Source organism: Uliginosibacterium sp. H1 (assembly GCF_036017065.1).
Classification (GTDB): domain Bacteria; phylum Pseudomonadota; class Gammaproteobacteria; order Burkholderiales; family Rhodocyclaceae; genus Uliginosibacterium.
Genome location: NZ_JAYXHR010000001.1, coordinates 1,090,667 through 1,112,036 on the forward strand (window position 1 = coordinate 1,090,667; position 21,370 = coordinate 1,112,036).

30 protein-coding genes are annotated in these 21,370 nt (G+C 65.5%); 13 read left to right on the plus strand and 17 right to left on the minus strand.

Going from position 1 to position 21,370, the window contains the following annotated elements:
• Nucleotides 1-99: 99 nt before the first annotated feature.
• From VVD47_RS04955 to VVD47_RS04985, 7 genes are all read right to left on the minus strand, one after another.
• The gene (locus tag VVD47_RS04955; protein ID WP_327602285.1) at nt 100-840 is read right to left on the minus strand and encodes an anti-sigma factor; all 741 of its coding nucleotides are present in this window, start codon (nt 838-840) and stop codon (nt 100-102) included.
• Nucleotides 837-1,409: a sigma-70 family RNA polymerase sigma factor gene (locus VVD47_RS04960; RefSeq protein WP_327602286.1), complete on the minus strand. Its 573-nt coding sequence runs from the start codon at nt 1,407-1,409 to the stop codon at nt 837-839. Before VVD47_RS04960 ends, VVD47_RS04955 begins: the two co-directional genes overlap by 4 nt.
• 149 nt (nt 1,410-1,558) lie before the next feature.
• Nucleotides 1,559-1,924 (minus strand): hypothetical protein, encoded by a 366-nt coding sequence (locus tag VVD47_RS04965; protein WP_327602287.1) that lies wholly within the window; start codon nt 1,922-1,924, stop codon nt 1,559-1,561.
• A 157-nt stretch (nt 1,925-2,081) separates the two neighbouring features.
• A complete protein-coding gene (locus VVD47_RS04970; protein WP_327602288.1) occupies nt 2,082-2,408 on the minus strand; it encodes a DUF3301 domain-containing protein in 327 nt (108 codons plus the stop codon).
• Nucleotides 2,409-2,460: 52 nt separating this feature from the next.
• On the minus strand, nt 2,461-3,390 hold the full coding sequence (locus VVD47_RS04975; RefSeq protein WP_327602289.1) for a DMT family transporter: 930 nt from the start codon (nt 3,388-3,390) through the stop codon (nt 2,461-2,463).
• Nucleotides 3,387-4,148 (minus strand): pseudouridine synthase, encoded by a 762-nt coding sequence (locus tag VVD47_RS04980; protein WP_327602290.1) that lies wholly within the window; start codon nt 4,146-4,148, stop codon nt 3,387-3,389. The genes VVD47_RS04975 and VVD47_RS04980 overlap by 4 nt, the downstream gene beginning before the upstream one ends.
• A complete protein-coding gene (locus tag VVD47_RS04985; RefSeq protein WP_327602291.1) occupies nt 4,145-5,089 on the minus strand; it encodes a DMT family transporter in 945 nt (314 codons plus the stop codon). Before VVD47_RS04985 ends, VVD47_RS04980 begins: the two co-directional genes overlap by 4 nt.
• A 208-nt stretch (nt 5,090-5,297) precedes the next feature.
• Between VVD47_RS04985 and VVD47_RS04990 the strand changes: the two genes are divergently transcribed.
• The 6 genes from VVD47_RS04990 to ylqF all read left to right on the plus strand — a co-directional run bounded on the left by VVD47_RS04990 (nt 5,298) and on the right by ylqF (nt 9,441).
• Nucleotides 5,298-5,657, plus strand: a complete 360-nt coding sequence (locus VVD47_RS04990; protein ID WP_327602292.1) for an MbcA/ParS/Xre antitoxin family protein — start codon at nt 5,298-5,300, stop codon at nt 5,655-5,657.
• Nucleotides 5,658-5,676: 19 nt separating this feature from the next.
• On the plus strand, nt 5,677-6,438 hold the full coding sequence (locus VVD47_RS04995) for an RES family NAD+ phosphorylase (protein WP_327602293.1): 762 nt from the start codon (nt 5,677-5,679) through the stop codon (nt 6,436-6,438).
• A 116-nt stretch (nt 6,439-6,554) separates the two neighbouring features.
• Nucleotides 6,555-7,481, plus strand: coding sequence for a hypothetical protein (locus VVD47_RS05000; RefSeq protein ID WP_327602294.1), 927 nt, complete (start codon nt 6,555-6,557; stop codon nt 7,479-7,481).
• Nucleotides 7,482-7,644: 163 nt separating this feature from the next.
• A complete protein-coding gene (locus tag VVD47_RS05005; RefSeq protein WP_327602295.1) occupies nt 7,645-7,872 on the plus strand; it encodes a hypothetical protein in 228 nt (75 codons plus the stop codon).
• A gap of 12 nt (nt 7,873-7,884) precedes the next feature.
• Nucleotides 7,885-8,403, plus strand: coding sequence for a Clp protease N-terminal domain-containing protein (locus VVD47_RS05010; protein WP_327602296.1), 519 nt, complete (start codon nt 7,885-7,887; stop codon nt 8,401-8,403).
• A gap of 90 nt (nt 8,404-8,493) precedes the next feature.
• Nucleotides 8,494-9,441 (plus strand): ribosome biogenesis GTPase YlqF, encoded by a 948-nt coding sequence (gene ylqF / locus VVD47_RS05015; protein ID WP_327602297.1) that lies wholly within the window; start codon nt 8,494-8,496, stop codon nt 9,439-9,441.
• A gap of 12 nt (nt 9,442-9,453) precedes the next feature.
• Here ylqF and VVD47_RS05020 read toward each other — a convergent pair whose 3' ends face one another.
• Both VVD47_RS05020 and VVD47_RS05025 read right to left on the minus strand, forming a co-directional pair.
• Nucleotides 9,454-9,786 (minus strand): YnfA family protein, encoded by a 333-nt coding sequence (locus VVD47_RS05020; RefSeq protein ID WP_327602298.1) that lies wholly within the window; start codon nt 9,784-9,786, stop codon nt 9,454-9,456.
• Between the two features lie 5 nt (nt 9,787-9,791).
• Complete coding sequence (locus VVD47_RS05025; RefSeq protein ID WP_327602299.1) at nt 9,792-10,241, minus strand: hypothetical protein; 450 nt, start codon at nt 10,239-10,241, stop codon at nt 9,792-9,794.
• A 227-nt stretch (nt 10,242-10,468) separates the two neighbouring features.
• Here VVD47_RS05025 and VVD47_RS05030 point away from each other — a divergent pair, with 227 nt between their 5' ends.
• The gene (locus VVD47_RS05030; RefSeq protein WP_327602300.1) at nt 10,469-12,058 is read left to right on the plus strand and encodes a GGDEF domain-containing protein; all 1,590 of its coding nucleotides are present in this window, start codon (nt 10,469-10,471) and stop codon (nt 12,056-12,058) included.
• Here the strand turns inward: VVD47_RS05030 and VVD47_RS05035 are convergent.
• A complete protein-coding gene (locus VVD47_RS05035) occupies nt 12,042-12,275 on the minus strand; it encodes a DUF2789 domain-containing protein (protein WP_327602301.1) in 234 nt (77 codons plus the stop codon). The genes VVD47_RS05030 and VVD47_RS05035 overlap by 17 nt on opposite strands.
• Nucleotides 12,276-12,428: 153 nt before the next feature.
• On the opposite strand from VVD47_RS05035, the gene VVD47_RS05040 reads away from it, so the two are divergent.
• Nucleotides 12,429-12,635, plus strand: a complete 207-nt coding sequence (locus tag VVD47_RS05040; RefSeq protein WP_327602302.1) for a SlyX family protein — start codon at nt 12,429-12,431, stop codon at nt 12,633-12,635.
• Nucleotides 12,636-12,663: 28 nt separating this feature from the next.
• Here the strand turns inward: VVD47_RS05040 and VVD47_RS05045 are convergent, their stop codons facing one another.
• The 4 genes from VVD47_RS05045 to VVD47_RS05060 form a co-directional block, all read right to left on the minus strand.
• The gene (locus tag VVD47_RS05045) at nt 12,664-13,560 is read right to left on the minus strand and encodes an AEC family transporter (RefSeq protein ID WP_327602303.1); all 897 of its coding nucleotides are present in this window, start codon (nt 13,558-13,560) and stop codon (nt 12,664-12,666) included.
• 63 nt (nt 13,561-13,623) lie between these two features.
• Entirely contained in the window at nt 13,624-14,034 is a 411-nt protein-coding gene (locus VVD47_RS05050) for a PilZ domain-containing protein (protein ID WP_327602304.1), read from the minus strand.
• Between the two features lie 128 nt (nt 14,035-14,162).
• Nucleotides 14,163-15,617 carry a pectate lyase family protein gene (locus VVD47_RS05055; protein ID WP_327602305.1) on the minus strand — a complete coding sequence of 485 codons (1,455 nt, stop codon included), beginning with the start codon at nt 15,615-15,617 and terminating at the stop codon, nt 14,163-14,165.
• A 130-nt stretch (nt 15,618-15,747) separates the two neighbouring features.
• Nucleotides 15,748-16,017 (minus strand): hypothetical protein, encoded by a 270-nt coding sequence (locus VVD47_RS05060; RefSeq protein WP_327602306.1) that lies wholly within the window; start codon nt 16,015-16,017, stop codon nt 15,748-15,750.
• A 288-nt stretch (nt 16,018-16,305) separates the two neighbouring features.
• On the opposite strand from VVD47_RS05060, the gene VVD47_RS05065 reads away from it, so the two are divergent.
• From VVD47_RS05065 to infA, 4 genes are all read left to right on the plus strand, one after another.
• Nucleotides 16,306-16,593, plus strand: a complete 288-nt coding sequence (locus tag VVD47_RS05065; protein ID WP_327602307.1) for a hypothetical protein — start codon at nt 16,306-16,308, stop codon at nt 16,591-16,593.
• A gap of 240 nt (nt 16,594-16,833) precedes the next feature.
• Nucleotides 16,834-17,772 (plus strand): GAF domain-containing protein, encoded by a 939-nt coding sequence (locus VVD47_RS05070; RefSeq protein ID WP_327602308.1) that lies wholly within the window; start codon nt 16,834-16,836, stop codon nt 17,770-17,772.
• A 227-nt stretch (nt 17,773-17,999) separates the two neighbouring features.
• Nucleotides 18,000-18,206 (plus strand): cold-shock protein, encoded by a 207-nt coding sequence (locus VVD47_RS05075; protein WP_327602309.1) that lies wholly within the window; start codon nt 18,000-18,002, stop codon nt 18,204-18,206.
• 147 nt (nt 18,207-18,353) lie between these two features.
• Nucleotides 18,354-18,623: a translation initiation factor IF-1 gene (gene infA, locus VVD47_RS05080; RefSeq protein WP_327602310.1), complete on the plus strand. Its 270-nt coding sequence runs from the start codon at nt 18,354-18,356 to the stop codon at nt 18,621-18,623.
• Between the two features lie 22 nt (nt 18,624-18,645).
• On the opposite strand, the gene VVD47_RS05085 is transcribed toward infA, so the two are convergent.
• Together VVD47_RS05085 and VVD47_RS05090 are read right to left on the minus strand one after the other, a co-directional pair.
• Nucleotides 18,646-18,879, minus strand: a complete 234-nt coding sequence (locus VVD47_RS05085; RefSeq protein WP_327602311.1) for a DUF1653 domain-containing protein — start codon at nt 18,877-18,879, stop codon at nt 18,646-18,648.
• Between the two features lie 11 nt (nt 18,880-18,890).
• A complete protein-coding gene (locus tag VVD47_RS05090; protein ID WP_327602312.1) occupies nt 18,891-19,616 on the minus strand; it encodes a ParA family protein in 726 nt (241 codons plus the stop codon).
• 259 nt (nt 19,617-19,875) lie between these two features.
• On the opposite strand from VVD47_RS05090, the gene VVD47_RS05095 reads away from it, so the two are divergent.
• Entirely contained in the window at nt 19,876-20,583 is a 708-nt protein-coding gene (locus tag VVD47_RS05095) for an alpha/beta fold hydrolase (protein WP_327602313.1), read from the plus strand.
• A 27-nt stretch (nt 20,584-20,610) separates the two neighbouring features.
• Here the strand turns inward: VVD47_RS05095 and VVD47_RS05100 are convergent, their stop codons facing one another.
• Complete coding sequence (locus VVD47_RS05100; RefSeq protein ID WP_327602314.1) at nt 20,611-21,294, minus strand: N-acyl amino acid synthase FeeM domain-containing protein; 684 nt, start codon at nt 21,292-21,294, stop codon at nt 20,611-20,613.
• Nucleotides 21,295-21,370 lie beyond the last annotated feature (76 nt).

A 21,370-nucleotide genomic window follows, 5' to 3' on the forward strand; every position in this document is an offset into this window, starting at 1 on the left:
GGGATTTCAGATGGCGCGTGGCGAATTGCCACGGAGATCGTCGCTGCGGAGATCACCGCTGCGGAGATCGTCGCCGCGGAGATCATTGCCGCAACACGCTCACCAGAGCTTGGCGCAATGCCCCTGCAGCAGGAAGTCGCCCGGCACGTCGCCAGGCTGCGCAGGCGCATCCTGCAGCGTGATGCCGAGCCGCGGCACGTTGGAGAGCAGGCGCTCGGCCGTGTCCGGCATGTCGAAGCCGCCCCTGCCCTGCGGAGGAACGACACCCAGGGGAATGGGTGTCAGTGGCTGGCCGTTGGCGTCCTGCGGCAACGCCCATAGCTGCAGCAGCTTGCCGGCGGGCACGTCGATGGGGCGGAGGATCTTCAGCGTCACCCGCCTGCCGTGGCGGGTGGAACTCGCCAGCACCGTCGGCCGGTTTTCGGCATCCAGCAGCAGGCCGACGTAGCTCTGCGGCAAGGCCTGCTCGCGCTCGGCCACCGCGTCCAGCGTGGTGAAGACCTCCGGCATTCCGCGCACCAGGCCGAGCGTCACGGCAGCGCCAAGGATGACGCCACAGGCGATACCCAGCGCCGGCTTCAGCCAGCGCCACAGCGACGACGCCCGCGCAGGAGGCGCGATGCGCGATTCGATACCGCGCCAGACGCGGGGCGACGGTGTCTCGGACGGTACGCTGACGGCCAGCGCGGCCAAGTGCCTTTCCCAGCCCTGCACTGCGGCACGCGCGGCGTCGGAGCTGGCGAGCAGGCGACGGAAGCGGCGCAGCGCCGGTCCCCGCAGGGTGCCCAGCGCGTATTCGCTCGCCAGCCGGTCGATCAGCTCGGGCCGCTCGTAGTTCACCCCTGCGCCTCCAGGCAACGTTTCAGACGCTCCAGCCCGCGCCGCACCCAGGCCTTCACCGAGCCCAGCGGTGCGGCCATGCGCACCGCCACCTCGCTGTGCGACAGGCCGTGGTAGTACGCCAGCGCCAGGCTCTGGCGATGGCTCGCCTCCAGGCGATCCATGCAGTTGCGGATGGCCATCGCCTCGACCGCCTCGCCCAGCAGGGCCAGCGGATCGGGACGCTCGTCCTCGATGTCCAGCGCACGGCCCGCCTCGTCTTCCGGCAGTGCGGTCTCGTAGCGATGGGCGGCGCTGCGCACCACGTCCAGCGCCTTGTTGCGGACGATGCTGATCAGCCAGGTCATCGGCTGGCCCGCGACGGCACGATAGTCGCCGGCACGGTGCCAGACGCTGACGAAGGCATCCTGCAGGACATCCTCGGCCAGGTCCCGCCGGTTCAAGATACGGAGCGCGACGCCGAACAGATGCGCGGAGCTCATCTCGTACACGCGACGCAGCGCCGCACGGTCGCCCAGGGCGACGCGGGCAAGCTGATCGGCGAGGACGGTGGAGTCGGTGGCGCTCATGAGGACGGGCTCGGGAATTGCCGTCGATGATAGCGCCAGCAGGTGCCTGAAAGACAAATGCTCACCGCCCACGCAGACATCGCGGGCGGTGAGCGGCTGCGGCACGCAGCGAAGGAAAGCCTGTTACTTCGTCCGTTACGCCGGGGCGGTCAGCGGATCGGGATCACGATCGGCGGAATGCTGATGCCGATGGTGACGCCGGGCGGACGGTGATAGATCGGCGCCGGGCCGCCATACACGGGGTACGGATACACCACCGGCGGGCCGTGACGGATCACCGTACGTTCCACGACACGCGGGCCGTGGTAGTGATGGTGGCGGTCATGGTGACGCGACTCCTTCCAGTAGCGGCGGTCGTCGCGGCGGTCATACCTGTCGTGGCGGCTGTCATGGCGGTCGTGACGATCGTAGCGATCATGGCGGCCGCGATGGTCGTCGGCGAGAGCCAGTTCCGGTGCGGCGACCACACCGAAAGCCAGGGCCACACCGGCCAGTTTGCTCATCAGCTTCTGCATTCTTCGTCTCCTGGGGGCTCAACGCCTTGCGGCATTGCGTGGAGTGAAGACTAGAAGCGGCCGGTATTGGGGGGTGTGAGCGTTTGTAAGCAAATGCAAGGTGCCGACCATGCGGCAGGCCGCGCCCGGTGCAGTGGTCCCCTTGAGTCCAGCGCCTTCAGTGCAGCGTTGCTTCCGCCCCGCGCCAGGCGATGTCCAGCGCGGTGACCCGTTGCCCCAGCACGGTCACGGTGCCCGGCAGGCGGTTGTCACCCGTGTCGCTGTACTCGAAGGCATACACCCGCTGCAGCAGCAGGCGGCCTTCGTCATTGCGCATGAAGCGCTGGCTGCGCAAGGCCACGCTGTCGTCGAGGAACTGCAGGCCATCGGCAGCGCAGGCGCGGCGTGCGGCGGACACGCCCGCCTCACGGGCGCGCAGGCCGTCCATCACGTACCAGGCCAGGGCCGCCAGCGCGACCAGGAAGATGAGTGCGGTGAAATCCATGCCGGCGAGGATAACCCAGGCGCTGCCCGGCTTCCTGCGCAGGGCAGCACGCTCAGCCGCGCTGGAAGGCCCGCACCCCTGCCACCACGCCGGCCACCAGCAGGGCCGCGCCGGCCAGTGCCAGCCAGCCGGGCAACTCGCCACGCCACAGGAAGGCGTAGGCCATCGCCGCCAGCGTCTCGAACACGATGAGCTGGCCGACCAGCGCGGTCGGCAGCAACTGGCTGGCGCGATTCCACAGCAGCGTGCCCAGCCACGAGGCCAGCAAGCCGATGGCGAGCATCAGGCCCACGAACAGTTCCGGGCGCGGCCCCAGCGGCGCATCGAAGGCCGGGCCGTCGTACCACCAGGCCGCCAGCACGAAACCGACGAGGGCCAGCGGCAGGGTCGCCACGCCCTGCGCCGTCGCCCAGGTGCCGGACCCCAGTTGCGGTCGCGCGCGCAGCCAGGCCGAGTTGCGCAACGGGTACCAGGTCCAGCACACCACCGCGCCGATCGCCAGCAGCACCCCCGACAGCAGGTTGCCTTCCGGCAGACTGCCGGACTGCTGCTCATGCAATTGCACCAGCACAATGCCCGCCGCGATGACCAGCAGCGAAGGCAGCAGCCGACGCCAGGGCAACGTCGCTTCATGAAAATTGGAGCACACCGCGATGACCACCGGCAGCGTGCCGATGATGACCGCCGGCAGAGGCGTGTCGATCAACTGGATGGACGCCGCCAGGCACAGGTTGTAGGCGATGTTGCCGATGGCCGCGAGCTCGAAGGCACGCAGCCAGGCCTGCCTGTCCATCATCGCGATGCGGCTGCCGTAGCGCCAGGCCAGTGGCAGGCAGATGAGGCCGAAGGCGACGTGGCGGGCACAGGCCAGCATCGCCGCCGGGTAGTCGTGCAGGATCACCGGCGCGATGAACACCAGCCCCCAGGCGAGGCCGGCCCCGAGCGCACACGACACACCGACGAAGAAGGGATGACGGGTCACGCTGCGCTATCCGTATCCGCCGCGGCGGGTGTCGCCAGTCTTTCCGGCATCTGCCACGACGGCCAGGCAAGCTGCCAGGGCGCGCCGACTTCCTGCAGGCGGGCCTGCAGCGTGGCATCGAGGAAGGCGCTGCCTTCGTCCGGTAGCAGGGTCCAGTTCAGGGACTCGCCCCGCCACGCGAGACGCAGCGCCCAGGCATGCAGGTAGCCGCGATCCGCCGCCGCGCCGCCGTAACGCGCGTCACCCAGGATGGGACTGCCCAGGCTCTTCAGCGCGACACGGATCTGGTGGGTGCGCCCGGTGCGTGGCCGCACGACGAACAGGCGCCGCCCCAGCCCCTCGCCCAGGCCATAGCTGAAGAACTGCGTCACCGCGTAGGGGCCCTGTCCCTGTCCCTGTACTTGCCCCTGCCCGGCAGCCAGACGCCAGTTGCCGCCCCGCCCCTTCTCCATGCGGCCCTTCACCCATCCCTGCGTCTTCGAGGGTTTGCGCGCCGATAGCGCGAGGTAGTACTTCTCCACCTCGCCATTGGCGAACTGCGCGGACAGGTCGCGCGCAGCGTCGGCACCGGTGGCGCACAGCACGAGGCCGGAGGTGATGCGGTCGAGCCGGTGCACGGCGTGCAGGCCATCGACACCGCTGGCGGCGCGCGCGGCAGCCATGAAGCCGCCCTCGCCCTCCTCGGCATGGAAGCTCATGCCGGCCGGCTTGGCGAAGACGATCAGGCCATCGTGGCGGGCAATGACGCGAACGCTCACGAGTGCGCCACGTCTTCCTTCGTGTCCTTCACGCGGGTCACCATCCAGATGCCGGCGCAGACCAGCACCAGTGCGACGACGTTCTTCCATTCGAGGATGGACTCGTTGAGGAACAGTGCCGACAGCACCGCGCCGAACACCGGCACCAGGAAGTTGAACACCGTCACCAGGCCGACGCGGTTGTACTTGAGCAGCAGGCTCCACAACGCAAAGGCGGCGGAAGACAGCAACACCATGTAGGCCATCAGGCTGCCGGACGCCCAGGTCCAGCCTTCAAGGTGACCACCGAAAGCGTAGCCCGCCACCGTCAGCACCACGCCGCCGATGAAGAGCTGGTGCCCGGTCATGACGACGGAATCGATGCGCTGCGACAGCCGCTTGCCGTAGATGGACGCGGCCGACAGCACGAAGGCGGCGATCACCACGAAGCCCTCGCCCAGCAGCGTGAAGTGGAAGTCCAGCAGGTCCTCGCTGAAGTTCACCACCATGACGCCGGCGAAGCCGACCAGGCAACCGATCACCTTGGCATAGGTCAGACGGTCGTTGTGATAGATGAAGTGCGCCAGCAGCACCGAGAAGAAGGTGCCGGTGGCGTTCATGATCGAGCCCTTCACGCCGGTGGTGTAAGCGAGGCCGACGTAGAAGAAGACGTACTGGATCGCCGTCTGGGTCAGGCCCAGCATGCCGATGCCACGCCAGTCGCGCGCGGACAGCGCGAACAGCGGCTTGCGCTGGAAAGCCGCCAGCACCATCAGCACCAGCCCGGCGAACACGAATCGATAGCCCGCGAAGACCATCTTGGACGGGATGTCCTGGGCGGCGATGCCGAACATCTCGTAGCCATTCTTGATGGCCGGATAGGCGCTGCCCCACAGGAAACAGCACAGGGTGGCGAGCAGGAAGACGGTCTTGCGATTGGTATAGAACTGCTGACTATTCACGGGGAATTTCACGAGAAGTGCACGAAAGGCGAAAACTGCAGGAGGCCTGAGCTTAGCCGGAAAGCCCGGTCGAATCCTTGAGGGAAGCTTGAGACAAAGCCATTCCTCATCGACCAAAGCCAAAATGAAGTTGCAAAAGCAACAAATAAATCCATAATGCGGAAATAGCACACTACTGACACATTCCGGTGTGTCTCAGGAAGCCGCCATGAGTGCCTTGCTGCAAACCGCGCCCGACCCCACCCAGGTTCTCGCCACTGCGCTGCTCAACGCCGGGCGCGAACTCGGCCTGACCCAGAACGAGCTGGCCGGCATCGTCGGCCGCGAACGCACCGTTTTCGCCCGCCGCGGCATCGACCCCGCCACCAAGGCGGGCGAACTGGCCCTGCTGCTGATCCGCGCCTACCGCTCGCTGTTCGTGCTGGTGGGAGGCGACGGCGCGCAGATGAAACACTGGATGCACACGCCCAACCTGCACACCGGCGGCATCCCGGCCGAACAGGTCCACAGCGTGCAGGGACTGATCCGCGTCGTCGAATACCTCGACGCCATGCGCGGCAAGGTCTGACCCAGCGCCCACACATCCCATGTCCGATACCACGGCCCTGCTGGCCTGCCTGGCCGAGGCACGCCCCGTCCTGCTCGGCGGTACCGCCTGGCGCCTGGTGGAAAGCCAGGAACAGATCGCCACCAACCGCCTCGTCGCCAACCTTGCCGAACAGGCCTTGCTGGAACAGATGCTGGAAACCAGCAAGCCGCGTGCGCCCGTCGACACCGCGCGCCTGCACTACCTGCTGGCGACTCCTTTCCGCTACCCGCCCCTTCCCTGGGGGTCCCGCTTCGGCGGGCGCACGGAACCGGGACTGTTCTACGCCTCGCGCAGCGTGGGCACCGTGCTGGCGGAATCTGCCTACTACCGCTACCTGTTCCTGGCCGGCATGAGCGTGGCGCCAGCGGGCGCGCTCACCACCCAGCACACCCTCTTCTCCCTCACCTTGCGTAGCGAAAAAGGCCTGCGACTGCAGGCGCCGCCTTTCGACGCCTGGCGTGTCCAGCTCACCGACCCGGCGGACTACCGCAGCAGCCGCGCCCTGGGCAGCGCGATGCGCGCCGCCGGCATCGAGGCCTTCGAATTCGAGTCGGCGCGCGACCCGGAGCACGGCACCAACCTCGCGCTCTTCACCCCTCTTGCTTTGGCCCACGACCGCCCCGATCTCACCCAGCAGTGGCTTTGTGAAACCACTCCTGCCACCGTGCGGTATTACCACCAGCCCAGTGCCAGCTTGTGGCAATTTGATGCGGTGCACTTCATGGTCGAAGGACGATTGCCGCGGGCGGATGATGCGTAAACCGGTATACCGCCCATATCGCTGGCGTGATGCGCGTTAGTGCATTGCACAAAAAATTTCAGAATTTGACTAAGCTAGGAATGTCATCCTTTCGTCCCATGAACGAGCCTTCCGACATGGTCGAGCCCATCCCCTTCGGCAGCAAACGCGTCATCAACGGCGTTGAGCGGGTGTTCTACCACGGCTACTGGGTCAAGACTTACCAGGCACCGGCGGACACCCTGACGGCCAAGAAGCGCCTGATCGAAGCGCTGACCCGCCGCCTGTTCAACCACGTCGAGCACGGCATCAACATTCCCGGCTCGCGCCTGGAAGAAGCCCGCGCCGCCTTCAAGGCCGAGGCTGATCCGGCCCGCCGCCGCGTCAAGGGCGCCATGCTCGCCGGCGCGCTGTTCAACCGCGGCGCCGACATCTTCACCAAGCTGGTGGAATTGCAGGCCTGCGGCGTGGAGATCGCCTCCGACAATCCGCTGCTGCGTGAATGCGGACACTGCCTGCTGGAGGCGCTGGAGCTTGGCAAGACGGTGATGCACCGCAGTGGCGAGGAAGGCATCGACGAGCTGTGGGGCGAGCCTTTCAAGGCCTTCTCGATCCCGGTGGAAGCTTTCTACGAAAGCCGCTACATCAAGATCGCGCAGACCATGCGCGACATCGACCAGATCGCCGACGCCCTGTGCGCCACCTTCTGTGCACGTCCGCAGTTTCCCGGCATAGACCGCCTGATCCGCGACTTCGCCGACGCCGCCAAGATCAAGACCGAAACCCTGCGTACCGACCCTGACATCTTCGAGGTGTGGACCAGTTTCGCGGTGGCCGGCGAGCAGCTGCAGGACTACCAGGTCATCGCTCCAGCGCGGGCGACGGAGCAGCAATTGCAGCAGGTCGAACAGGGCCGGCAGTTGCTGGCGCAAGCCCATCTGCTGATCAGCGACATCACCCGCGCCCGCGTGCCGATGCCCAAGAGCACGGCGGAATTCGTCGAGCGCTGCGAAGCCTTTCGTGCCGCCTGCACGCATCCGGCAAGCAGTCGCCTGGCTTGCTAGCCACGATCGCACGCAGACGAAAAGATGAAAAGGCCGCGATCGTTCGCGGCCTTTTTCATGGGCGGGTTGGCGGCGGAACAAGCACCGGTCTGAGCACCGGTCTTGATCGACCAGTCGTCAACAAATATTGACGACCCTGGAAACGTCAACTAACGTTGACGACATGAATCCCGCACATCCTGCCGCCCCGTCCCTCCCGGTGCCCGACCCCGCGGATGTCGCGCAGTCACTTGCCGCCGTCGTCGCCCTGAGACGGCTCGCCGACGACCTGGAGTCCCGTTGTGTCGTCGAAGCGCTGCGCCAGGACTGGTCCTGGGCACAGATCGCGGAGGCGCTCGGCGTCTCCAAACAGGCCGCTCACCGCCGGCTGTCGCATCTCAAACCCGACTGAACGAGGACCGCCATGCTGACCCTGCTCCGCACCTGGTTACAGGACACGAAGTTCATCGCCGCGTTGTGCCGCGCTGCCGAAACCCTCGCCCGCCACGAAGGCATCGCCGCGCCGGGCTCGGAACACTTCGTCCTGGCTGCGCTGGCGCTGCCCGACGGATCCGCCGCCCGGGCATTCGACGCACTGGGCCTGGACGCGAAGCGCTTCCGCGCAGCCATCGGCGCGCAATTCGCGGACGCACTCGCCGGCGCCGGGGTGTCTTCCGCATCGCTCACCGGGCAGGCACCTTCCTTGAGAGAAGCTGACGGCCTCTACAACGCCGCGCCGTCCGGCCAGACGCTGATGCAGCGCGTGGCGGACAACCGTCATGCGCGACAGGGTCGTCCCTTGCTGGCTGCCGACGTGCTGCTGGCCGTCGCCGCCGAGGAGTACAGCATTGCCGCCCGGGCACTGCGCCACCTGCAGGTCACGCCCGAGGCGCTCATCGACGCGGCCCGCGCCGCGATGCAAGAACGCATGGCGACGCACTGACGAGCAGCGCACCGCTTTCGCAAGCGGACTGCAGGCGGCCGGGCGATAATGCGCGGCTTCACGCGTCCACCGCGCCAACCGTACGCCAGCATGTCCATCCAGTGGTTTCCCGGTCACATGAACTCCGCCCGCCGCAAGGCGGCCGAGACCATGGAGAACACCGACCTCGTCGTCGAAGTGCTCGACGCCCGCCTGCCGGCGGCCAGCAGCAATCCGATGATCGACCAGCTGCGCCGCTTCCGGCAGCGTCCCTGCCTCAAGCTGCTCAACAAGAGCGACCTGGCGGACCCCGTCGCCACCGAAGCCTGGATCGCCCACCTGAACCGCCTGCCCGGCGTGAAAGCCGTGGCGCTGTCCAGCCGCAAGCCGTCCGACGTGGCGCGCATTCCCGCGCTGTGCCGCAGCCTCGCCCCCCACCGCGACAACAACACCAAGCCGCTGCGCATCATGATCATGGGCATCCCGAACGTCGGGAAATCCTCCCTGATCAACGCCATGCTCAAGCGCCGCGTCGCCGCGGTGGGTGACGAGCCTGCCGTGACGAAAAACCAGCAGCGCTACGACATCGGCCCCGGCATGACGCTGACCGACACCCCCGGCATGCTGTGGCCGAAGATCGAGTATCCCGGCGACGGCTACATGCTGGCCGCCAGCCATGCCGTCGGCACCAACGCCGTGCTGGAAGAGGAAGTAGCCGCCGCGCTGGCCGACATCCTGCTCGCGCGCTACCCGGACCTGCTGGCCGCACGTTACAAACTGGAACTGGCCGGCATGGATGGCGTGGCTATCGTGGAAGCGGTGGCGAAGAAGCGCGGCTGCCGCATGAAGGGCGGCGAGCTCGACCTGGAGAAGGCCGCGCTGATCCTGCTGACCGATTACCGCAGCGGCACGCTGGGCCGCATCAGCCTGGAAACCCCGGAAACCCGTGCAGCGATGCTGGCGGCCCACGTGGTCACGGCCCAAGACGATAGCGATTCAGAAAACGAAGCCAATGGTGACGCAGCCGGCGACGCAGGCGACGACAGCGATCGCAAGTGAGTCAGGCGGGCCTCAGGCCTGGCGCGGCCCGAAATAGATGATGGCCATGCCGGCGAGGCACACCCCTGCACCCAGGACGTCGGTGAACGTGGGCCGTACGCCATCCACCGCCCACAGCCACAGCAAGGCCATGCCGACGTACACCCCGCCGTAGGCAGCATAGACGCGGCCCGCCGGCTGGGGATGCAGGGTCAGCAGCCAGGCAAACAGGACGAGGCTGGCGGCAGCCGGCAACAGCAGCCACGCCGACCCTTGCTTCTTCAGCCACAGCCAGGGCAGGTAGCAGCCGAGAATTTCCGCCAGTGCCGTGGCGATGAACAGCCCCAGGGGCTTCAGCAACTCCACGCCGCTCAATCCCGCACGCACATGGCTTCGGCATCGTCGAGCACCTGCCAGCCCCAGCCCTTGGGACAGCTCACGGTGCGCGCGCGACGGATGGTCACCAGCCCGGCCTGCTCCTTGACGCCCTGGCAGACGGCGCCGTTACCTACGAATCCCACGTAAACCAGGCGGGTTGCCTCTTCCCGCAAGGCCCAGTTCCAAACACTGGCTGTCGGTTTGAAAGGCAGATCCTGCGCAGCGAAGCTGAGACCGCAGGGATAACGTTGCTGCAACAAGGCCACCACGTCGGCCACCGCATCCGCCTCGGAGCTCTTCGTCGGGCGGGCATCATCGCCGAGCATGGCCTGCCAGGCGAGCCATTCGCCAAGCTCGGGGGGACGGCACTGGCTCTTGCCAGCGCCCGCGGGCGGACAGGCCGCGGCCGCCAGCCCGCAAAGGGCGATGGCTCCTGCTCCCACCGTGCATCTCAACCATCGACCGAACCCGCTCCGCATCGGCTGCTCCCGCTCTTGTTCTGGTGCCGCAAAGGATGTGGATTATTCGGCAAAACCCCCTAAAAGGCACCGGGCAACAGTTCAGAACGCGGCCGTAATGCCGATAAATGGTCGAACCGGGCGACGGCAGCCGCAAGGCCGGACGTCGCCCGCCCCACCGGACTCACGGAATTCAGGGCTAAGATCGGGGCATGATCAACCGACTGGAAATCCATACAACCTGGAACGGCCTGGTACAGGCTTGGAAAGCCGTCTGGCAGGCGAGCGACCAGCCGGAGCGCTGGCGCGCCTTCACGCCGCATTGCGACCGCCTGCTCGCGCTGGCTCGTCAGCAGGGGCTTAACGACCTCGAAGCCGCGGTCATGCCGCTGCTCGATCTCCTTGCACGCAACCCTTCGCCCGGCGAAGCCGAAAAGGCTGCGCTGGACCGTCTACTACCCGGCGTTTTTGCGGTGGTACGCGACATCTGGACGGATTCGGCGCGCCGCAACATCGGCCTGCGCAGTACCGAAGAAGAAACGATGCCGCTGGTGGTGATGTTCGCGCGCAGCGCCGACTCGGTGCGCGAGCTGCTGCTGCAGATGGAGCACTACGGCTACCTGTTCCGCGTATTCACGGATTTCCGCCTGGGGCTGCAGACAGCAGTCACCCAGCGCGCCGCCGCGGTCGTCATCGAGTTGCCGGAAACCGGCGTCGACGCCAACGTGGCTCCGCTCATCGAAGAGGTGAACCGCTACGGACTGAAGTGGTTCGCACTGTCGGAGCGCGGCGACTTCCCGCTGCGCCTGCAGGCGGTGCGCCACAGCGCGCAAGGCTTCTTCGTGACGCCGTTGCCGATCAATGCCCTGGTGGATGCCGTCGACCCGCTGGCCTACAAGGCCAAGGACGAGCCCTACCGCGTACTGGTGCTGGACGATTCAGCCACGGTGCTGGCGACCATCGAAAAGACCCTGGCGCAGTTTCCGAACATCCACGTACGCACCCTGCGCCATCCGGCGATGGTGCTGGAGTCCTTGCTGGATTTCTCGCCCGACGTGCTGCTGCTGGACTTCCACATGGATGGCTGCAACGGCCTGGAGGTGGCGAAGATCATCCGCCAGAACAAGGCTTTCGAATCCATCCCCATCGTGTATCTCACCAGCGAGACCAGCGAGGCGGTGCAGATCGAGGCCATGCGCCACGGCGGTGACGACTTCCTCACCAAGCCGATCAGCCAGACCCAGCTCGCCAACACGGTGGTGAGCAAGTCGGAGCGTTACCGTGGCTTGCGCCGCCTGATGGTGGAAGACAGCCTGACCGGGCTGTACAACCACGTAAAAACGAAGGCGCTGCTGCAACAGGCCATCCTGCTCGCCGACCGCGAGAAGCTGCCGGTCAGCTACGCCATCATCGACATCGACCACTTCAAGCGGGTCAACGACACCTACGGCCACACGGTGGGCGACAAGGTCATCAAGACGCTGGCGCGCTTCCTCAAGCAGCGCCTGCGCCGCGCCGACGTGGTCGGCCGCTACGGCGGCGAAGAGTTCGTCGTGGTGCTGTACAACAGCACGCCCAGCGCCGCGATGGAGAAGATCGAGCACATCCGTGACGCCTTCGGACGCGTCGCCCACCCCTACGACGATGGTGTCTTCCACACCACGTTCAGCGCGGGCGTCGCACACTACCCGGCCTACCCGACCATGATGGAACTGATGGTCGCGGCCGACGACGCGCTCTATGCCTCCAAGCGGGCCGGGCGCAACTGCGTGACCCTCGCCGAACTCAGCCGCGCAGGCTGAGGTTCAGCTGGTCGATCAGTTCAGCCCAGTCGGCGTCCGCTCGCCACTCTTCCCGCAGGAAAGCTGCCTGCGCCGGTGTCCAGAACGGCGCATCCGGCAGGCGTACGGTTTCCGGCAACGGCGAGTGGCCCTTGATGAACTGGCGGATGGATACTTCATCCGAAGGCAGGCCGAGTTGCTCGAACAGTTCCGGCATCGAGTGGCTGACGGTTTCCATGATGTTCTCCTGGTGATTGCGACAAACTGCGACAAACGCGTGCGGCAAGCGCGCGAATGCGTGGAAGGACCGCCTTCAGCGTAGCCTGTCCGGCGGCCCGGGACATTCAGCGCCGTCCTACAATGACGACCCGCCTCGCCTCCGCCTGCCGCCATGGAAGACCGCATCGCCCACCTGGAAGCCCAGCTCACCCACGCCGAAGACCTGCTGGACGAGCTCAACCGCACGGTATTCCGCCAGCAACAGCAGATCGACCAGTTGCAGCAGCAGTTGCTCAGCGTCGCCCGGCAGATGAGCGCCGCCCAGCCAGGCACGGCGGAACCACGGGATCTACGCGACGAGATTCCGCCGCACTACTGAAGCCGGATCGCCAACGCGGCGCTGCGGCTCAGAGACGCAGCAGGTAGAGCCAGAGGCTCAGCGTCAACATCGACCCCAGCGTGGTCGCCGACACCAGCCAGGCAACGCCCACGCCGTCGCCACCCATGCGCACGGCGAGGATGTAGGCCGACGAAGCCGAAGGCAGGGCCGCGAACAGCACCGCGATGTCCCGCGCCACGCCGGTCAACCCCAGTAACGGCGCCAGCCACCACGCCAGCGCGGGCAGGATCAGCAGGCGCACCGCGACGATCCATGCCGAACCCAGCGCGTGGCCCTCGGTCCTGCCCCAGTGCAGCGCCGCCCCCACCGCCAGCAAGCCCAGTGAAATGGAAGCCTCCGCCAGGCGCCCCAGGAAATGGCCGACGGGTTGCGGCAGCACATAGCCGCCGAGATTGAAGGCCAGCCCGGCCAGGGTGGCGAGAATCAGCGGATTGCGCGCCAGTTCGAGGATCAGGCGGCTGTCGCCATGGCGGGCCAGCGCGCTCACCGCGGCGACGTTGGCAAACGGCACCATCGCGCCGCATAGCGCCCCCATCACGGCGATGCCGGCAGGACCGTGCACCGTCCCGGCCACGGCGATGCCGATGTAGGTATTGAAGCGGTAGGCACACTGCAGGCGCGAAGCGAAGGCAATCGGCGTCAGGCCCATGAAGGGCTTGGCCACCCAGCCGAGCAGCAGGCCCGCCAGCATCACCGCCAGCCCGCACCCGAGCAAGGGCAGGGCCGTCGCCGGGTCCAGCGTCGCCCGCGCCAGCGCCTGGAACAACAGGGCCGGGAAGAGCACGAAGTAGACAAGCTTCTCCAGCCCCGACCAGAAGGCCTCGGAAAAACCGGCATAGCGACGGAGGCCGACTCCGAGCAGGATCAGCGCGAAGTCCGGCAGCAGCAGGACAAGGGTAGACACGGCAGGGCTTTGCAAGACGGAAACTGCAGGCGCCCAGAATACTCCCGGGCGCCGGAAGGCCGATCAGATCATCGACGGGCCGGACACGATGGATTGCGCGTCCTTCACGGAGATGCGCACGCTGGCGCCACAAATGACGATGACGGTGAGCCACTCGTAGAGCTTGTCGCCCCCGTCCCCTTCCAGCGACAGGAAGCGGCAGCCGAGACGCGGCCCTTCGAGTGAATTCACGCGATTGACCCGCTCCGCGTGGCCGCGGATACGGTCGGGAATATCGTTGAAGCGCAGCACGAAATCGAAGCTACCGCTGGTTTCGCCGCCTTCCACCGCAGGAATGCTGAAGCCTTCCATCGACAGGTCGATGACCGGATGCCTCGCGCCGGCGATCTCCGCCCACACGCAGGTTTCACCGTCACGCTTGGCGGCAATGCGCTGTCGCGCACGGCGCTCTGCGCTGTCATTGGCATCGTTCATCCTCACCTCTCGATACATAACGTTCCTGATGGCTTTTCGTCCGCGCGGCGGCCTTCCTTGAGCAAAAACCGCACGCCGCAAAGAAAAAAGCCCCGCCATGGCGGGGCTTCGGTACCAGCGGGCGTCGCTTACAGCTTGCCGGCGCCAGCATTGGCCTTCACGTAGGCCGGCACGTCCTTGGCGGGAATCGGCTGCTTGCCATACAGCGTCGGCTTCCAGCCCACATCGGGCGACAACTTCGGCAGTGCCTTGGCGAACTCCGCAGGCTGGCCATTCACGATCGAGCCGGCATCGAAGAACTTGGTACCACCCTGCACTGCGGCAGCGTATTCGACTGTCCCGTTGCGGATGTCGAAGTAATTGTTCTCCGAGTAAATAGCCGAGTCCTTGCCGATGCCGAAACCGTTGCGGAAGATGGGAATGCCCTTCGATTCCTTGATCGCGCGCTCGTGGTTCTGCACGACATTCAGCTTCGGGTCCGGCATGCCGGACGCGTCGCCGGTGAAGTAGTTGTTGAAGCTGTGGACCTTGCCGAAACGCACGCGCGGCATGCGCTGACCGGCATTCTCGAACCAGTTGCCACGGAAGGTGGCGTTCAGCTTGCCGGCATCCGAGGTCAGGCTGTCGCTGCCGCCGATGAGCGAGGTCTTGTCGTGATCCTTGAAGTGGTTGTAGGTCAGGGTCACGAGATCGGCGCCGTTGGTGATATCCACCTGGCCGTCGTGGTGCTGCACCTTCTGCTCGATCTGGTTGTGCGGGAACGGAAAGACCGGCGGGAACATCTTGTCCGGACGGTCACCATCGGTGAAGGTGCAGTGGTCGATCCACACCCGCTTGCCGCCATTGACCGAGATACTGTCGTACTCGGAATTCCAGCGACCACCAGGACATTGTTGCGGACCGGTCTTGGCATCGACGTAAGCGTCCTGGCAACCCGGATAAGCCTTGTTGGCCGCCCAGGAATCGCCCGGATCCCAACCCGGGAAGTAATCGAACGCATCCTCGAAAGTGATGTTGCGGATGATGACGTTCTCGGTGCCGGCACCGATCATCAGGTTGCCCTTCACGATCTTCGCGTCCTTGCCCAGGCCGACGATGCTCGTGTTGGACGTGACGTTGATCACGATCCGTTTCTTCTGGTTCTCGGCTGAGCGCTCGCGGGCAGCTTCCAGCGGGCCGGCGAGCTTGCGATCCGGACGCCCGTTCACCAGCTTCACGTTCCACACGGCCGGTGCATAGGCCTTCACGTAGGCGTCGAAGTTATACGCCGGATCGGCGTAATCCTTCTCCAGCAGTTCCTTGTTGTTGTCGTCGACCGACAGGTTGATGGTGCCCTTGACCTGGATGATTTTCGGCAACGCCGGGTTGCCGCCCGCCTGCAACGCACGCACCAGTTCTGCACGGTTGCTCACCGTATAGACATTTGCATCAACCGCCTTGGAACCGCCATCCGTCCCTGCTGCCCAGCCATCATTGGCTATCAGCGGCTGGCGCGGATTGAGGGTGGGCGCCCCGGCACAGGCCGCCAGCAAGCCGGCGGCCACCAGCGCCGCAGTCATCGTAGTCATTGCACCGAATTTCATTAAGTGTCTCCTGCTTTTTATTGACGGAACGACCAGAAAGCCGAGCCGCTAGCCTACGTCAAAAGACACATTTTTGTACAACGACCGAACCTGCCGTAAACCCGCGCTGGTGCTTGTTGCGGGGCGTCAATCAGAAGCCTGCGCGGTGCTCCTGCCACCAGTCGTACAGATCGGACACCAGGAGCAATCCGGCGAGCGCCAGGAGAATGACGGCGCCAATGCCAAGTCCGATCATGTAACTCAGCGCGCCCACGATGACGAAAGCCACCGCGCTCAGTTCTGTCCACCGGTGTTTGCGACGCAACAGGGTACAAAGCTGCGCCTTCGCCCGGCTGGATCCACGGGACTGGACGCGACGCAGGTACTGGGGATAAGCCATCTTGCCGACGGGAAACATCATTGCCTCCTTATTGAGGCCCCGAGCCTGGGGCCCTTGTTTCCAGCATAGATAGCCGCCGGCATATTCCATTGTGCGAGCGCATATATCGGCGACATCCCTGACGCGGATCAAAACTGCCGGGGCATCCCGGCCGGTTCGCCCACGGATCGACGATCAGGACATAAACGAAAGTAAAACCGTGTAAAAGCTTTCACGCTTTGCCCGGACTGCTGCTAACGCCCTGTCAACCTTTCTGCAAAGGCCTCGTTAATGGCTCAGTGGCGAGCGTCCGCCACGCCTTCAAAGGAGATGGCAGTGGGTAGTCTTTGCAACGAGTCCTACGAGGAATTCCTGGACTCCTTGAAATCGGCCGGTATCGCGATCAGCAACGAAGAGAGCTTGCGCGAGCGCCTGGCGGAAACCCAACGGTGGCGCTACGCATTCATGAGCATGGCCCGCAACGGCAGTGCGATCGGCATCCGGTTCGTCAGCCGCGAGTCCCGTCCCGATGACAGCGCGATCCGCAGTGCTTTTGCCCGTCACGCTTTTCCGGATAGCGCCGAAGCAGTCTTCGCCGCCAGCCTGGCGAGCAACTGAAAAGACGTTTCCAGAGCACGAAAAGGCAGACTGAAGGTCTGCCTTTTTCATTGGCGATGCGCCCCGTAACGGACTGACAGCGCCCGCAAGTGGTGCGTCCCGCGCTGAATTGCGGCCCCCTGCTTCAACTCGGCACCTTGCATGTGCCGCGTATCCCCAGCGGCATGATCCTCGCTTGCCTCCGTGCCAGCGGCCCGTCGCACTCAATAAGGTCGCAACATCCACTGTGGGGAGCGCCGTATGAAGACCTTCATCCAGGCTACGGAAATCTGGACGCCATCACGCGACCGCAGCATTCTTGAGTATCACGACGGGCTCTATGGCGAGCACAAGGCGTTTCGCCTGGCCAGCGAGAAGATGTGCTTCGGCTACGATCAGGGACTTCCCGGCAAGGCATGGGCGCAACGCCGTCCCATCGTTCTCACCGATCTCCAGCATTCCTATTTCCTGCGCCGCGACGCCGCCCGCGAGGCCGGCCTCACGTGTGGCGCCGCCGTCCCGATCTTTGCCGGCGACTACCTGCTGGCGGTGCTGGTGTTCTACTGCGGCGACGACGAGTTGCGCGTCGGTGCGATCGAGCTCTGGCACAACGACCCGGCACAGGCCCCGGACATGGGGCTGGTAGACGGCTATTTCGGGATCGCCGAGAGCTTCGAATGGGTCTCCCGCCACACCCGGCTGATGAAAGGCTTCGGCCTGCCGGGGCTGGTGTGGCAGAGCGGCATGCCGGAAGTGATGGGCGATCTCGGCCATTCCAACCGTTTCGTGCGTCGCGACGATGCGCGTCGGGTGGGCATCAACAAGGGGTTGGGGCTGCCCTCCTTCTGCATTCCCGGTCAGCACTACGCGATGACCTTCCTGTCGGCCCTGGGGACGCCCATCGCGCGACGCTTCGAGGTGTGGGCGCCGAACCAGGCAGGCGATGCCCTCATCCTGCGTGACGGCCAGTGCGACCGGAACCCTGCATTGCAGGAGGAATACCGCTTCGTCTCACTCGGCCGTGGCGCCGGCCTGCTTGGCCGCGCTTGGGACACGGGCCTGCCCGCGGTGACGGAACATATTGCCGAAGAGGGCTCGGCCATCGGGGAGTCGGCCCGCAAGTCCGGCCTGGATTCGATGGTCGCCATTCCCATCCTGGAAGCGGCCCAGTGCAAGGCCGTCGTAGCCATGTACTTCTGACCGCCGGCTATCTTCCATATCAGCGAAATCCTTATTGCAAATAAGACTTGCGCAGCCGCCAACTTGCGTGCACAGTGCGATTTCCGAGAATCGCAGTCGTGTTGTTGTGTCTGGCTCGCGGTGTCGCTCTAGCGGTACTCCAGTTCGTCCTCTTACGTCCCTCGTGATTTTCGCGGTTGCGGGTTTCCCGCGTTCTTCATCAATACATTCATCAGGACATTCCAAAAATGGCAACTGGTACCGTCAAGTGGTTCAATGACTCCAAGGGCTTCGGCTTCATCACTCCGGATGGCGGCGGCGACGACCTGTTCGCGCACTTCTCCGCAATCCAGAGCAAGGGCTTCCGCTCGCTGAAGGAAAACCAGCGCGTGACCTTCGACGTGACGACTGGCCCGAAGGGCAAGCAAGCGTCGAACATCCAGGTCACCGAGTAAGGTTTCCTCGCGTTCGACAAAAAGCCCGGCGATGCCGGGCTTTTTGCTTTGATGCAGACAATCAGGGCGACGCAGTTGTGCCCTGCCCCGGATACACTACGGCGCGTCCACCACATGGCTCCCCCGAGCCTCAACAGGAGCTGATCCTTGGCCAAAGAAGAGTTGCTGGAACTGAGCGGCACGGTTAACGAAGTGCTACCCGACACCCGCTTCCGCGTCACCCTGGAAAACGGCATCGAAGTCATCGCCTATGTCGCCGGCAAGATGCGCAAGCACCGCATCCGCATCCTGGCGGGCGACAAGGTGGACATCGAGATGTCTCCCTACGACCTGAGCAAGGCGCGCATCACTTTCCGTCACATCGAGAACCGCGGCGCAATGCCTGCCGGCGCTCCGCGCTCCACGCATCGCCGCTGAGCGCCATGCCCGCGCCGGGCGCTCAGTCGACCGGGGCAAAACGCCGCTGGCGATTCCCGTCGATCACCACCTCTTCGACGAACATCGCCAGCGGTCGTACCCACAGATCCCCTGCCCCATACAGCGGTCGATACACCACGAGCGTTTCCAGCGTCTCGCTGTGGCGTGCTAGGCCCACGACCTCGTACTCATTCCCTTTGTAGTGCCGGTAGCGCCCACAGCGGAAGCCAGGCAGCGGGGGCAGATCGTCGTTCATGCGGTTCTCCGTCAGCGTCGCAGGTAGTCGGGCACCGAAGCCACGACCGGGCGGATGCGCTCGTCGGTTTCCACCGTGCGGGCAGCCGGGGCAGGCTCGGCTTCGCGCGCCAGCGTCGCGTCCAGCAAGGCCACCAGCGCGGTCCACTCCCGCAGGTAGTCGGCCACCTTCTCGTGCGGATAGTCGAATAGCGCCAGCCCCTGTTCCAGGCAACGACTGTAGGCCTGGGCAGCCTTGATGCTGCCCAGATAGTTCAGTTCGAGGCCGGCGGCCCAGCGCTGCAGGGCTTCGCCGTTACGGGTGCGACCATCGATGCGCATGCCCAGGCAGGCCAGCGTGCATTTGCCGGTGGCAATGCGCGGGAAGCTGCGCAATTCCTTGATGCTGTCGGCGGCCGCCGCGCGATCGAACACCGAGGTGGTGGCCGGCACGATGATGGCGTCGGCATACTGCGCCACCTTCATCAGGCCGATGCCCTGGAAGCCGCCCGGCGTATCCAGCACCACGTGCTTCACGCCAGCCGGCGGACGGGCGAAATTGCGGTCGTCGATGGTCCACCCGTGGATATGCGGGCGACTCTCGGGGCGCAGGCTCAGCCACAGGCGGGACGACTGCTGGCGATCCACGTCGCCGAGCATGACTTCCAGCCCCTTCGATGCAAGGTAGGCGGCCACGTGCGTCGCCACCGTGGACTTGCCCACGCCGCCCTTGCGATTCACGACTGCGAAAACCGCCATCGATCCGAGCTCCTGATTCCCGCCCGTCGCGCTTCCTGTCAGGAAAGCCGCTACGGACACGCATGCCAGAGGGTGACATCCGCGCCATGCACTGCACAGACGCGGCGCAGCATCGTCATCACCGCAGCGTAACAGGATGACGCGCAATCCTTGACTACGGTGATCCACATGGCAGGCATGCGGCGACGGCCGCGTCCGGAACTTCGCGCCGCGCGCGCAAGTCCAGTCAGGAATACACGCTTTCTAAAGAGGAGACGTCATGACACAAGCCAAGCTCATCCTGTTGCCGGGCCTGCTCAACGACGGCCGCGTCTGGCAGCATCAGGTCGAACACCTGTCACGCCAGGCCCAGGTCACCATCGGCGACATCACTCAGGACGACACCGTGGATGCGATGGCCCGCCGGGTTCTGGCCGCAGCGCCGCCGGGGCCATTTGCGCTTGCCGGCCTGTCGATGGGCGGCTACGTCGCGCTGGAGATCATCCGGCAGGCGCCGCAGCGCGTGCTGGGACTGGCCCTCGTCGGCACCAGTGCGCGCCCCGACACGCCGGAAGGCAGCGAAGGGCGTCGCAAGCAGATGCAGCAGGCGGAGAGTGATTTCGAAGGCGTGCTGTCGGCCCTGCTGCCGAAGATGGTGCACGCCGACCACGTGGACGATCCACAGCGCGGTGGCCTGTTCCTCCGCATGGCGCGGGACGCGGGCGTCGCGGTCTTCAAACGGCAGCAACTGGCGAATATCCACCGCGTGGACAGCCGGCCCTTCCTCGCCCAGATCACTTGCCCGACCCTTGTCCTGCACGGAAGACAGGACAGCATCATGCTCGCGGCCGTACAGGATGAACTGGTCTCCGGCATAGGCAGTGCGCAGCATCGCGTCGTCGAAGATTGCGGGCACCTCGCCCCGATGGAGCAACCCGCAGCCGTTACCGCCGCGCTGGCGGAATGGCTGGAGCGGATCGAAACCTAGCAGCGGGTGAAACCGACCCGATTTCGCTCAGCGCGCGGCGGCAACATCGGCCAGCTGACAGGCCGATGTGAGACGACGCAGCAAGGCCTGGGCGCGCTGGCTGAGCGGAGCGGGTGCCGACGTGGCGATGCGGCGATGGAGCAGCTGCGCCGGCGCCCCGACGCGCTGGCAGGCACGCACCGGCCCCAGCCGCGCAAACCCCAGCAACTCGCAATAGAACGCGGCATGACGGGGGTGGGTTTCCATGATCACGTCGGTGAGGTCGCCGACCTGGCTGATCAGCACTGCCGCCAGCTCGCTCAGCACATGCACGACGGGCAGACAGGAGTCCACCGCCAGGCGGCAGAACTCCCCGATGCGGGCACCATCTGCCCGCAGGGCATCGAGCTCCTGGCCATATTGCGCGTCCGCGAACAGACCGTCCTGCCCATCGCAGCGCAAGCTGAGCGTGCCCACGGCCTGTCGGTCGATCAATGCCAGTGCGGAGAGATGGTGCGCCTCGCCGGTCGACCACATCTGCAGTCCGGCCTCGCCATAGCGGCGTTCCAGCAACTCTCCGGCGCGCTGGAGTTGCCAGTCGTCGCTGGCAAGATCGACGCTCAGATTGCCCGCACTCGCCGCCACCGCAGGGAGTGATCTGCGGAAACCCTGCCAGCGGCTACTGCTGCCAGCGGAAAACGACGAGACGGAACAGGACAGACATGTGCTCATGGGCTGCGGCACCGGCGCTACTAACCGGCCGCATTGCAGCAAGTCGCATACCCGAAAGGGAAAGCTCCGTGAAATC